A 13,055-nucleotide genomic window follows, 5' to 3' on the forward strand; every position below is an offset into this window, starting at 1 on the left:
CGATCCCAGGCCGCGCTTCACCACCGCTTCGGAGGCCGTCTCCAGCATCGCCGCGCTGATGTCCAACCCGCAGAAATGCGCGCCCGGCCACGCCTTCGCCGCCGCGATCAGGTTGCGCCCCGTGCCGCAGCCTATCTCCAGCACGCTGCATCCCGGCTGCGCGTCCAGCGCCCGGATCATCCTGTCCCGGCCCAGCAGATAATATTTGCGGGTCGCGTCATATATGTGCCGCTGCGTGCGGTAGATGCCGTCCATCCGCGCGCCATGATCGGCGGCTATGCCTTCGGCCCGGACGCTTCCCGCACGGTCCAGCATCACCGGTCCTTCAGCACATAGAGATGGACGCCGCCATAAATGGCCGACCGGTCGCGGCGGGTATACGCCTCCGACCGCGCCTCCTCATAACGCCACTGGTCGAGCAGCGCCTGCGGCAACCGTCCGGGCAGCAGGCTTGGCCGCGCCGCCGTGCGGAACACGACGCGCGCGCCGGGGCGGGCCGTGCGCGTGATGCCGGTCCACAGGTCGGTCAGTTGCTCGTCTGTCATCCAGTCCTGCGCGTCGAGCAGGATATAGCGGTCCAACGCCCCGTCCGGCAGCGCCGCCAGATGGTCGGTAAAGTTGCGGTGATGGATGGAAATCCGGTCCACGCGCCCGGCAATGTCGCCATAATGGGCTTCCTCCAGATAGGGGGGCAGCGGCGCTTCGGCCGCATCGCCATAGCCCCGTCCGAAGGCCTGCCAGGCGAAATAATTCTGCCGGATGTCGAAATCGCAGGCCAGCTTCTCCAGCCGCTGCCGCAGCACGGCGGCCATACCCTCCGCCTCGCCGTCGCACAGTGCGCTATATTGGGCCGGCGGAATGCCCAGGCCAAACAGCGACGCGGGCTGCTGCGTCAGCCAGCGCACGAACTTCTTCTCGAAGATCGGGGCCATGCGCGTTTCGAAAATGTGGCGCTGCTCCTCCACGCTTTCCGCATCCAGCATCTCGCGCGGGTCGACGCGGTACAGCTTCGCCACCAGATGCGCGCCGCCGATGAACTGGCCCAGCAACCCCTTGGTGTAGAAATTCCGCCCGAACGCGCCGATCCGCCGCCGCCCGGTCAGGTCGCGCCCCTCCCAGTAGCGCCGCGACACCTCGTCCAGATGCGGGCGGACATACGCCTGATAGGCTTCGATATTCTCGCGCTGGCCGGACCGGGCGAAGAAGCGCTGGAACGCCGCATGATCGGGCAAATGCCGCGCCGCCGCCAGTTTCAGCCGCCCCAGCGCGACATGCGCGGTGTTGAGGTCGACCGCCGTCACTGACCGGGGATCGGCGGTCAGGTAGGACAGCATGTTGCACCCGCCGCTGGCGATGGTGATGACGTCGCTGTCCGGCCCGATCTCCAGCGCCTCCATGTCGACGACCGGGTCCTCCCAGATCTGCGCATAGACCAGCCCCCGGAACGCCAGCGAGAAGGTGCGTTCCAATACGCCGCTCTTGCTGAGGTTGCCGTGCCGGTGAACGGCGTCGCCGACGGCGCGCTGGGTGGCGATGCGGGGGGAGGGAGAGGCCATGACGGGTTGTCCTGTGATGCATGGGATCGCCGCCACCTAGCGCCCGCCCGTGACCGCGCGATGACGTTTCGCGGTCAGTGATGCGACAGTTTCGTTCCGCGCATGCGGCAAATTGTTCCGTCACCGTAATTACGGGGTTGTTAACCCAGATTGCCTAAATGCGTCCGAATATGAACGCGGGACTGGGAAAGAAGCGGCGGCTGACCGAACTTGACGCCCTGCGCGGCATCGGGGCGCTGGCGGTCGTCATCTTCCATTACACCACGCGCTTTCACGAAAAATTCCCGGACGCGCCGCATGTGCCTTTCGGCTTTTTCGGCGGCAATTACCGGGTGCTGCTGTTTTTCGCCATTTCCGGCTTCGCGATCTTCTTCACGCTGGACAAGGTGCGGACGGTTCCGGATTTTCTCCTGAACCGCTTCTCCCGCCTCTATCCGGCCTATTGGGTGGCGATGTTGTTGACGCTGACGGTCGAATATCTCGGCCGCGTCACGGCGCTGCAAATCCCCTCGCTGGATATCGTCGCGAACGTCACCATGCTGGAGGGATTCGTGTTCCTTCAGGCGGTCGATGGCGCCTATTGGACGCTGACGGTGGAGATCGCCTTCTACGTGTCGATGCTGATGCTGTGGAAGGGGCCGGGGACGAAACGGCTGGAGCCGGTGCTGCTGCTCTGGCTCGCCGCCAAATGGCTGCTCGCCTTCTGGCCGGGCATGCCCGAACGCATCGTGATGCTGCTGGTGCTGCGCTACATCCCCTTCTTCGCGATCGGCATGCTCAGCTACCGCGTCTGGGCGGGCAAGCGAAGCTGGACGCAGCAAATGCCCTATCTCGCCGCCGTGCTGCTCACCATCGCGCTGTTCGACACGCCGGATCTGCTGCTGGTCGGCGTCCTGCTCGTCGGCTGCTTCTGGGCGATGGTGGAGGGGAAGCTCGGTTTCCTCTGCGTCCGCCCGCTGCTCTGGATCGGCTCGATCAGCTATTCCCTCTATCTGGTGCATCAGAATATCGGTTTCGTCGTGATGCTGAAGGCGGACGCCGCGGGCCTCAGCCCCTGGCTCGGCTTCGCGCTCGCCATCGCGATAGCGATCAGCCTGGGCGCGGCCGTCAATCATTATGTCGAAAAACCTGCCGCGAAGGCGATCATGGCCTGGTGGAAACGGCGGCGGGAACCCGTGGGCGAACCAGCGGCGGCGGAGTAAAAGCTATACTCCGTTCGCCCTGAGCTTGTCGAAGGGCTGTCCTTTTCTTCAAAAGAAAGTGCAGGGCTTCGACAGGCTCAGCCCGAACGGAATTTGGCGCTACCCCTAAAAATCCGCCGCCGTGATCGTCAGCCCGCGATGCATCACAAAGGCGCTCCCCGCCTCATAGATTGAGGAAAAGCGCTGGTTCTGATAGGCTGAGGCGATCGCCGCCTCCACCCGGTCGCGGATCGCGCCCGCCTTGGTGACGGTATCGCCCTCAACGCCGGGCGCGGCCTTGTCGATCAGGGTGCGGTGGATCAGGGCGAGCAGCAGCGACCCGCCGTCATTGACATGGATCTGCAGGTCCCAGCCCATATTGTCGGCGGTATCCCACCGGACTTCCAGATCGTTCGTCATGTCGCTTGTCCCCTGTTAACCATGATAGACCAGCGAAAACTCCGTATTCAAGGGGGTTTAGGCTATGGCCCGCCGATCCGCAGGGGAAGCGCAACACGCCCGCCGGGTATTCTGCCGCGTTGGAATGAGCGATTTGCGGCGATTCCTTCCCTCAAAGGAGGGATTACTGTGATCACCCGTGTTCCTGCGAAAGCAGGAGCCCAGTTCGGATGCCGGAACTGGGTTCCTGCCTCCGCAGGAACACGCGAACCGTCAGAAATCTGCCGCGCAGGCGACAAATCCCCGGCCCCTTCCTCTCAACTCGCGCTTTCCGCCGCCCATTCGGAGTGGGGCGATACATCGACGGAGGTATCCAGCGACTGGGCGGTCTTGCCCATGAACACCCCGTCTATGGGCGCGACATCGGAATAATCCCGCCCGAACGCGATGATGATATGGTCCGGCCCGGTGATGCAGCGGTTGGTGGGGTCAAGGCCGATCCAGCCCCGCTGCGGCCCGCACCACAGCATCACCCAGGCGTGCATGGCGTCCACCCCCGCCAGCCGCGGCTGGCCGGGCGGGGGCAGGGTGCGCAGATAGCCGCTGGCATATCCCGCGGGCAGGCCCGCCGACCGCAGCGCGCCTATCAGGATATGGGCGAAATCCTGGCAGACCCCCCGCTGGATCGCAAAGGCCTGGGCCAGCGGCGTGTCGGCATCCGTGGCGGCGCTGTCGTACCGGAACCCGTCGGTGATCGCGCAGCACAGCGCAAAGCCCGCCTCCAGTACGGGCCTGTCCTGCGTCAGCCACGCCGCCGTCCATGCCGCGATATCGGGCAGGGCGGGCACGCGCGGGGAGGGGAAAAGGAAATTGGCCGGCGCAGTGCCGCCCAGCCCCGGAAAGGCGATGGCGTCCGCCGCCACGGCCGCGACCGTGGGGTCGGACGGCAATATCTCCGGCCGCGTGTCGTCGATGGTCGCGATGAACTGGCTGCGGATTTCCAGCGCGTCCAGCGGCTCGTCGATCACCACCCGCGTCACATTCACCGGGAAGGGACCGGCGCGGGTGGACAGGCTGCGCGGCGACGGGCTGACGGTCAGGCCGAACCCCTCGATCACCTGCCCCGGCCAGTGGCACGGCTGCAGCCGGACATTGAACCGCGCATTGCCGATGGTCGCGCCATAATGGATGCGGGAGACATGGTTGACGCGATAGATCATGCCAGCCGCGTCACCCCGGCGGCGCGCTCCGCCTCCTTGCCGCGCAGGAAGAATCGCGCGCCAACGGCGTCGGACAGGGCCAGCAGATGCTGCTCCATCTCCTCCAGCGCCTGGCTCCCCAGCGTCTCGGCCGACGCCGAAGCCAGCAGGGCGGATACCGTCGCCGCGATCTTCACCGGCGGTTCGGGCATGCCGTCGTCGCGCAGCGACGGCAGGGCGGCGAGATGCTCGACGATCAGCGCCATCTGAAACGCCAGAGATCGCGGATTCTGCGCCTCCAGCGCCAGCATGTCGCGCGCCGGATAGAGGGAGATGCCCGACAAATAGCGCATCCGGTACATGATCTGGCAGTCGCACAGGTCGAGCAGGACGTTAAGGTCGTCGGCGCTCGCCTCGTCATGCGCAAAGCTTTTGAGCAGACGGCAGATCGTCACCGCCCGTTCGATCCGCCGCCCCAGATCGTGGAAGCGCCAGCCATGGCTGCGCCCCATATTCTCCGCCGCTAGGCCCGACAGCGCCGAAAAACGGTCGAGCAGGTCGGCCAGCCGCTCCAGCATCGGTTCGGCCGCCTGTTGCTCCAGCTTGGCGAGCGGCTTGGCCAGCAGCCGCCAGAAATCCATCGCCAGCCGGTCCCGCATGCCCTGCCCGATCGCGCGGGCGTTGCCGATCAGGGAATGGACGCTGCCGAAATCCTCGCTGCTGCCTATCGCCGCGCGGGCGAGCGCCGTCACGGATCCCGCCAGGTCGATCTGCCGCGCCGCGCCGGACGCCACCAGCATCGCCGTCATCCGGCCCATCGTGCCCTGGTCCAGCGCCGATCCGCCATCCGCCTCTATCGATCCGCCCAGCAGCGCGCGCACGACGCGCAGCGTATTCTCGCCCCGCTCCAGATAGCGGGCCAGCCAGAACAGATTGTCCGCCGCCCGGCTGGGCAATGTCCCCGCGATCCGCCGGATCGGCGGGGAGGGGCTGGAGTCCAGCAGGGAGACCGGCGATTGCGGCGCATGCCCCACGATGCACACGTCGGCGGACAGGTCGCCCTCGCCCATCAGCACCGCGCGCACGTCGCCATGGGCGGAAAGCCGCGCGAACGCGCCCGGCATCGTCCGCCATCCGCCTTTGCTGTCGCGCGTCACGAACACGCGCAGGGTGAAGGGGCGGGCGACCATCCGGCCGTTCAATATGGCGGGCGTTGTCGATACGCGGACCAGCTCTTGGCCCACATAGTCCATCGGCCGCCGCTCCATCCCCTCCATTAGCGCGGCGCGCTGGTCGGCGCGCAGGCTTTCGCCGATATGCGACCCCGCATCGTCCAGTCCCGCCACCGCCTCGCCGAACGCCGAACCGATCGCCATGCTGTCAATGTCGGCCAGCACCTTGGCCCGTTCCGCCGGCTGGCCGCACCACCATGTCGCGATATTGGGCAGCAGCAGGTCCTGCCCCAGCACTTCCTGCGCCAGCCTTGGCAGGAACGCGGCAAAGGCGCGCGATTCGATGATGCCGGACCCCGGCCAGTTGGCGACGGCCAGACCGCCATTGCTGAAGGCGTGAAACAGGTCGGGCACCCCGATCCGCGTCCGCGCGTCGAACTCCAGCGGGTCCAGCAGGCTGGTGTCCATCCGACGCCACACGGCGTCGATCCGCTTGATGCCCTCTATCGTGCGCACATAAAGGCGGTCGTCCCGCACGGTCAGGTCGTCGCCCTCGACCAGCAGGAAGCCCAGATAGCGGGCCAGATGCGCCTGCTCGGCATAGCTTTGGGTGAAGCGCCCCGGCGTCAGCAGGGCGATGCGCGGGTCGGTCCGCTCACAAACGGACGCCAGCCCCTGCCGGAACGCGGCGAAGAAGGGGGCGAGGCGGCGCACATTCATGCGGCTCAGCAGGTCGCCGGTCGCGCGGGACAGGGCCAGGCGGTTCTCCAGCGCATATCCCGCGCCCGTCGGCGTCCGGCACAGGTCGGCCAGCACCCGCCATTCCCCGTCCGGCCCGCGCGCCAGGTCGGCGGCGTAGAAATGCAGGTGGCGGCCGTGCGGCGGCGTCACGCCCGCCATCTGCGGCCAGAAATGGGTGCTGCCGGTGATCACCGGCGCGGGGATCGCGCCGGACTTGATCAGCATCTGCGCCCCGTACACATCGGCGATCACCTGCTCCAGCAGGTCGGCGCGCTGCGCCATCGCCTGTTCGATCCCGGCCCATTCGTCGGAGCCGATCAGCAGCGGGATGGGGCTGAGCGGCCAGCTCCGCTCGTCATCCTCCCCGGCAAGGCGGAACGCCATGCCCAGATCCTGCACCTGCCGCGCGACCCGGTCCTGCAGGGGCGCGAAATCGCCTGTGCCCGCCACGGCAAGCCCGGCCAGCATGGCGCGCCAGTGCACCGCCATGTCGGGCGCGGCCTCCAGCATCAGGTCGCCGCCCGCCGCATCCGTCACATAATGGCGGAGCAGGGCGTCCTCCCTCGGCGCGGTCAGCATATCCTCGGCCATGATCAGTCTGCGGCCACGGTCAGCGGGGCGGCCGGCGCAGGTCCAGCGTCATCGGAAACTCTCCCGGATATTCCTCCGGCGGGATCGCCGCCGCGCCCGGCGTATGGCCATGATCCTGGAACCGCGCCTTGCGCCGCGCTTCGGCCTCATAGCTGTTGACCGGAACGTCATCATAATTGCGTCCGCCCGGATGCGCGACATGATAAACGCACCCGCCCAGCGACCGTCCGCTCCATGTGTCGAGTATGTCGAAGGTCAGCGGCGCGTTGGAGGGCAGGCGGGGGTGCAGGCAATTTGCCGGCGTCCACGCCTTGTACCGCACGCCCCCCACCGCCTCGCCCGGAACGCCCGTCGCGGTCATCGGCACGCGGCGGCCATTGCAGGTGACGACATGCCGCTCGGCATTCAGGCCCGCGACCCGCACCTGCAGCCGCTCGGTCGAACTGTCAACATAGCGCACCGTGCCGCCGATCGCGCCCGTCTCGCCCAGCACATGCCATGGCTCCAGCGCATGGGCGATCTCCAGCGTCACGCCGCCCGCTTCGACCGCGCCATGCACGGGGAAGCGGAACTGCCGCTGCGCCTCGAACCAGGCCGGGTCGAAATCATAGCCAGCGCCTTTCAGGTCGCCCAGCACCTCAAGAAAATCGCTCCACACGAAATGCGGCAGCATGAACCGGTCGTGCAGCGTCGTGCCCCATCGCACCAGCCCGCCCTGCAACGGCTCGCGCCAGAACCACGCGGTCAGCGCGCGCAGCACCAGTTGCTGCGCCAGGCTCATCTGCGCGTCGGGCGGCATCTCGAACCCGCGAAACTCGACCAGACCCAGCCGCCCGGTCGGCCCATCGGGCGAAAACAGCTTGTCGATGCAGATTTCGGTGCGGTGGGTATTGCCCGTCACATCGACCAGCAGGTTGCGGAACAGGCGATCGACCAGCCATGGCGGGGGAGTTTCCCCTTCGCCGGGCTTGGGCACCTGGGCCAGTGCGATCTCCAGCTCGAACAGTCCGTCATGCCGCGCCTCGTCGATGCGCGGCGCCTGACTGGTCGGGCCGATGAACAGGCCGGAGAAAAGATAGCTGAGCGCGGGATGCCGCTGCCAGTAGATGACGAAGCTCTTGAGCAGGTCCGGCCGCCGGATGAAGGGCGAGTCATTCAGGCTCGGCCCGCCCAGCACCAGATGATTGCCGCCGCCGGTGCCGATCGCGCGCCCGTCCACCATGAACTTGTCGGCGGTCATGCCGTTGCGCCGGGCGATGGCATAGACTTCCTCGGTGATCTTCACCGTCTCGGCCCAGCTTTCCGCCGGCTGCACGTTGATCTCGATCACGCCGGGGTCGGGCGTGACCTTCAGCACTTTCAGGCGCGGGTCGGACGGCGGTGCATAGCCCTCTATCCGCACCGGCACGCGCATCTGCTCGGCGGCGGCCTCGACCTCGGCGATCAGCTCCAGATAATCGTCCAGCGCCTTTACCGGCGGCAGGAATACGGACAGGAAATGCCCCTTCGGTTCCACCGTCACGGCGGTCCGCACCGCGCCCTCGATGATCTTCTGCTCGACCCGCTCCTGCGCGTCGGCGCCCTCCGCAGCGCCCACCCGCTCGGCGCGCTGCTCGCGGAAATCGGGCAGCGGCTCGCGATCCTCGCTCGGGTCCTGCGCATGGATATAGGGGAAGTCCGAAGGCGGCACATAGGGCAGGGAGCCGAGCGGCAGGCGGTATCCCAACGCCGAATCGCCCGGCACCGCGAACAGCTTGCCGCGCCGCACATTCCATATCTCGCTCTGCCAGGCCTTCGCCTTCACTTCGCTCTGCCAGCGCTGGACGGGCAGGACATAGCCGACCGGATTGGACAGCCCCCGCTCGAACGTGCGCACCATCCGCGCCCGCGCTTCGGGGTCGTCGATCTTCGGGTCCTCCGGCGACGTATTCTCCGGCAGATCGGCTTCCTTCACCGACCAGGCCAGCGCATCTTCGAACACCGGCCGCACATAATCCCGGTCGACGCCAAGGCCCGCCGCCATCGCGTCCAGGAACGCCGCCGCCATCTCCGCCGTGGCCGGGGGCAGCCCGGCCGCATCCTCATTGGCGATCAGCGACACGTCCCGCCACGCCGGAACGCCATCCGCGCGCCAGTAGATAGCATAGGCCCAGCGCGGCAGGCTCTCGCCCGGATACCATTTGCCCTGCCCATGATGCAGCAGCGCCCCCGGCGCGAAGGTCTCGCGCAGTTCGCGCACCACCTTGTCGGCATAGCCAGCCTTGGTCGGTCCAACCGCGTCGCCATTCCACTCCGGCGCCTCGCCCCCGTCCACCGCGACGAAGGTCGGCTCACCGCCGGTGGTCAGCCGCACGTCTTGGCGCTTCAGGTCGGCATCCACCGTCTCGCCCAGCGCCATCAGCGCATCCCACCGCCTGTCGGTAAAGGGCTTGGTGATCCGCACCGCTTCGGCGATGCGCGACACGCTCATCTCGAAATGGAAATCGACCTCGGCGGGTTCGGCCATGCCGCTGATCGGCGCGGCGGACCGGTAATGCGGCGTCGCGCACAGTGGGATATGCCCCTCGCCCGCGAACATGCCCGATGTCGCGTCCAGTGCGATCCACCCCGCGCCCGGTACATAGGCCTCCGCCCAGGCGTGCAGGTCGACCACATCCTGCGTGACGCCCTTCGGCCCCTCGACCGGCTCGACGTCCGCCACCAACTGGATCGAATATCCCGACACGAACCGCGCCGCGAAGCCCAGCCGCCGCAAGAGTTGCACCAGCAGCCAGGCGCTGTCGCGGCAGGAGCCGATGCCGGCCTCCAGCGTCTCCTCCGGCGTCTGCACGCCGCTTTCCATGCGGATGACGTATCCGATGCGCTTCTGCAGCGCCGCGTTGATCTCCACCAGGAAATCGATCGTCCGGCCCTCATGACCGGCATGCTCGGCGACCAGCGCCTCGAACAACGGCCCCTGCGGCTCGACGTCATGATAGGCGGCAAGGTCCGCGGCCAGCCCCTCGTCATAGGCGAAGGGATACTCCTCCGCATAAGGGTCGACGAAGAAGTCGAACGGGTTGATGATGTCCAGATCGGCGAGCAGGTCGACCTCTATCGAGAAGCGGTCGACCGGATCGGGAAACACGATCCGCGCCAGCCAGTTGCCATGCGGGTCCTGCTGCCAGTTCAGGAAATGGCCCGCCGGCTCGATCTTCAGCGCATAATTGGGAATCTTCGTCCGGCTGTGCGGCGCGGGTCGCAACCGTATGACCTGCGGCCCTAGCCGGATCGGCCGGCTATATTTGTAGGACGTAAGGTGGTGCAGGCCCGCTTTCAGCATTTCTCCAGCAAACGTCATCCGCTGCTGCGATGCAACAAAGAAATGCGGTGTGGAACAGAGCGGCCCCCTCCCTCCATCGTCATTCCGCCGAAAGCCGGAACCCATCTTTCCCATGAGAGTAACAGACCCGGAGGCGAGATGGGTCCCGGCTTCCGCCGGGATGACGATGTAAGTTAGGCGGCTTCCCTTACACCCGTTCGCCCTGAGCTTGTCGAAGGGCTGTCCTTTCTTGAAGGGGAGTGCAGGGCTTCGACAAGCTCAGCCCGAACGGATGTAAGATCGCTAGCTAAGCGGTCAAATCACCGCTTCCACCAGCCCCAGATTCAGCGCCTCCTGCGCCTCCAGATACCAGTTCTCCGTCGCCCGCTGCAGCACATCGTCCAGCGTGATCGTCGATCCCACCACCAGATTGGCGAACCCTTCATTCTGGATGGCGATGCTTGCCTCGATCTCGTTGATCGTGGCTTTCAGCGACGCGATGCAGGTGGTCAGCGGTCCCTGCACGTTCAGTGTCTTGGTCAGCATCCGCTCATGGATCATCAGCCGCGTGCCGCGTGTCAGGTAACGGTTCTGCCGCGCGAAGAAGCTCATGAAGGTCGCGCCGGCCGAATAGATCGCCGTCTTGCCCAGAAACACCAGCCGCCGCTCCGGGTGCATGTCGCTGTGGAACCGGATGTCCTCGCCCATCATCCGCGCGACCTCCGGGTCGCCGCCCAGCGTGGACAGCTCCACCGCAACCAGCCCCTGCTGCGGCGCTTGCGACAGCATGTTCCGGAAATGCGTATACATATTATAATCAACCGGCCCGCTCAGCATGATCGCGGGGAATTCGAAATCCCTGGGCGTCAGGTTTTCGGGATAGGGAGCAACCGGAGTCTGGGCGGCGGTTGCGTTGGCTGGAGGAGCGGGGGCAAAAAGCGTGTCGGTCATGAACCTCTCATGCGTGAATGCGCCGCAAGGCGCTCAGGAACTTGTCCTGTCGAGCGGCCGCGTGCTCCTGCGAAAGCAGGAGCCCAGTTCCAAGCTCCGAGCTGGACTCCTGCTTTCGCAGGAGCACATGCTGTCTGTCAGGACTGGCCCTAAACGGCGCTCGGCGGCCTTTGTTGCAGGAGAAACGAACTTATTTCCCGGAGGGCGAACCGGCATTCAGATGATGGCGTGGCGAAAATGGTGATTTTCTGAAATCCGGAGCGGAGCGTACAAAAAGTACGTGAGCACCGGAAGTTCGGAAAATCGCCATTTGCAGGCCGTCAGCGCTGAATGCCGGCCTGCCCCAGCGCCTTCTTCACGCTCGGCGCGATGCCCCGCACCACAACCGCAACGCCCGGCCCGGTCGGATGCATATTGTCCTTCAGCAGCAGCTTCGGGTTTCCCGTCACCCCGCGCAGGAAAAAGGGGTAGAGCGCGGCGCCATATTGCTTGGCCAGCGCCGGATAGATGGGGTTGAACTTTCTGGCGTAATCGCTGCCTAGATTGGGCGCGGCGAGCATGCCCGCCAGCAGCACCGGCATCTTCCGCTTCTTCAGCTCGGCAAGGATCGCCGACAGGTTCGCCCGCGTCTGCGCCGGGTCGATCCCGCGCAGCATGTCGTTCCCGCCAAGCTGGACGATCACCAGATCGGGCTTCTGCTTCATCGACCGCAACACCCAGTCCAGCCGCGCCCGCGCCTGCGCCGTGGTGTCGCCGGACACGCCCGCATTCTGCACGCGCACGGCGATCTTGTCCCGGCGCAGCGCCGCCTCCAGTTGCGCGGGGAAGGCTTCGGCCGGTTTCAGCCCATATCCGGCCGTCAGGCTGTCGCCGAACGCCAGGATCACCTTGTCCGCGGCATGGGCGGGCGCGGCGGCGGTCAGCATAACCAACACAATCGCAAGCATCCCTTGGGTCATCACTTGGATCGTGCGCCGCACTGCACCATATAGTCCCCGATCATTCCGCATCCGAAAGCCTTCTCCGTCGATGAATCAGCCTCATATCGTGATCGAAGCCCGCGATGTCACCCTGTCGCTGGGAAAAGGCTCCGCGCGCGTCGACATATTGAAGGGCATCCATCTGGACGTCGCATCCGGCGAAAGCCTCGCCCTGCTCGGCCCCTCCGGCTCCGGCAAATCCTCGCTGATGGCGGTCCTCTCCGGCCTGGAGCGCGCCACGGGGGGCAGCATCCGGGTCGCGGATGCGGATTTCGGCGCGCTGGATGAGGATGGGCTTGCCCTGGCCCGGCGCGGCCGGATCGGCATCGTGCTTCAGGCTTTCCACCTGCTCCCCACCATGACCGCGATAGAGAATGTGGCGGTTCCGTTGGAACTGGACGGCGTGGAGGACGCCTTTGCGCGGGCGGAGAAGGAATTGGCCGCCGTCGGCCTCGGCCACCGCCTCTCCCATTATCCGGCGCAGCTTTCGGGCGGAGAGCAGCAGCGCGTCGCCATCGCCCGCGCGATCGCGCCCCGCCCGGCGCTGCTGTTCGCGGATGAGCCGACCGGCAATCTCGACGCCGCCACTGGCCAGTCGATCATGGACCTGCTGTTCGCGCGCCAGCGGGAAACCGGCGCGACGCTGGTGATGATCACCCATGACGAAGCGCTCAGCCGCCGCTGCGACCGCATCGTCACGATGCGCGACGGCGTGGTGATCAGCGACCGGAATGGCGATGGGCAGAACGGAGATGGGCGCGCATGATGCTTGCCCTGCGCATGGCGGTGCGGGAATTGCGCGGCGGCCTCACCGGCCTGCGCCTGCTCGCCATTTGCCTGTTCCTGGGCGTTGCGGCGCTGGCGGGCGTCGGCAGCCTCGGTGCCGCGATCGACGCGGCGCTTGCCGGGCAGGGGCAGGCGATCCTTGGCGGCGACATCGCCTTCGACCTGAACCAGCGCCCCGCCAACGCCATCGAACGCGCC

At 66.5% G+C, this 13,055-nt stretch carries 11 protein-coding genes; 3 read left to right on the forward strand and 8 right to left on the reverse strand.

Translation table 11 applies throughout. The features are described from left to right. The coding region (locus BHQ40_RS21885; RefSeq protein ID WP_139139417.1) for a class I SAM-dependent methyltransferase at positions 1–315 on the reverse strand (315 nt) is incomplete at its 3' end. Next, positions 315–1,556, reverse strand: a complete 1,242-nt coding sequence (locus BHQ40_RS21890; RefSeq protein WP_070157917.1) for a BtaA family protein — start codon at positions 1,554–1,556, stop codon at positions 315–317. The genes BHQ40_RS21890 and BHQ40_RS21885, both read right to left, overlap by 1 nt. A 170-nt stretch (positions 1,557–1,726) precedes the next feature. Between BHQ40_RS21890 and BHQ40_RS21895 the strand changes: the two genes are divergently transcribed. Further along, complete coding sequence (locus BHQ40_RS21895) at positions 1,727–2,758, forward strand: acyltransferase family protein (RefSeq protein ID WP_070157924.1); 1,032 nt, start codon at positions 1,727–1,729, stop codon at positions 2,756–2,758. Between the two features lie 105 nt (positions 2,759–2,863). Here BHQ40_RS21895 and BHQ40_RS21900 read toward each other — a convergent pair whose 3' ends face one another. From BHQ40_RS21900 to BHQ40_RS21930, 6 genes are all read right to left on the reverse strand, one after another. Continuing rightward, positions 2,864–3,157, reverse strand: a complete 294-nt coding sequence (locus BHQ40_RS21900; RefSeq protein WP_070157918.1) for a hypothetical protein — start codon at positions 3,155–3,157, stop codon at positions 2,864–2,866. Positions 3,158–3,453: 296 nt separating this feature from the next. Further along, positions 3,454–4,356 (reverse strand): transglutaminase family protein, encoded by a 903-nt coding sequence (locus BHQ40_RS21905; RefSeq protein WP_070157919.1) that lies wholly within the window; start codon positions 4,354–4,356, stop codon positions 3,454–3,456. After that, positions 4,353–6,839 (reverse strand): circularly permuted type 2 ATP-grasp protein, encoded by a 2,487-nt coding sequence (locus BHQ40_RS21910; RefSeq protein ID WP_070157920.1) that lies wholly within the window; start codon positions 6,837–6,839, stop codon positions 4,353–4,355. Before BHQ40_RS21910 ends, BHQ40_RS21905 begins: the two co-directional genes overlap by 4 nt. A 19-nt stretch (positions 6,840–6,858) precedes the next feature. After that, positions 6,859–10,161, reverse strand: a complete 3,303-nt coding sequence (locus BHQ40_RS21915; RefSeq protein WP_070157921.1) for a transglutaminase family protein — start codon at positions 10,159–10,161, stop codon at positions 6,859–6,861. A gap of 294 nt (positions 10,162–10,455) precedes the next feature. Continuing rightward, positions 10,456–10,977, reverse strand: a complete 522-nt coding sequence (locus BHQ40_RS21920) for a Clp protease/crotonase-like domain-containing protein (protein WP_070157925.1) — start codon at positions 10,975–10,977, stop codon at positions 10,456–10,458. A gap of 434 nt (positions 10,978–11,411) precedes the next feature. Continuing rightward, entirely contained in the window at positions 11,412–12,017 is a 606-nt protein-coding gene (locus BHQ40_RS21930; protein WP_253183441.1) for an arylesterase, read from the reverse strand. Between the two features lie 103 nt (positions 12,018–12,120). Between BHQ40_RS21930 and BHQ40_RS21935 the strand changes: the two genes are divergently transcribed. Continuing rightward, a complete protein-coding gene (locus BHQ40_RS21935; protein WP_070157923.1) occupies positions 12,121–12,837 on the forward strand; it encodes an ABC transporter ATP-binding protein in 717 nt (238 codons plus the stop codon). Then, on the forward strand, positions 12,834–13,055 hold a 222-nt coding region (locus BHQ40_RS21940), incomplete at its 3' end, for a hypothetical protein (protein WP_139139420.1). The genes BHQ40_RS21935 and BHQ40_RS21940, both read left to right, overlap by 4 nt.

It is taken from the genome of Sphingobium phenoxybenzoativorans (assembly GCF_001757355.1).
Lineage (GTDB): Bacteria > Pseudomonadota > Alphaproteobacteria > Sphingomonadales > Sphingomonadaceae > Sphingobium > Sphingobium phenoxybenzoativorans.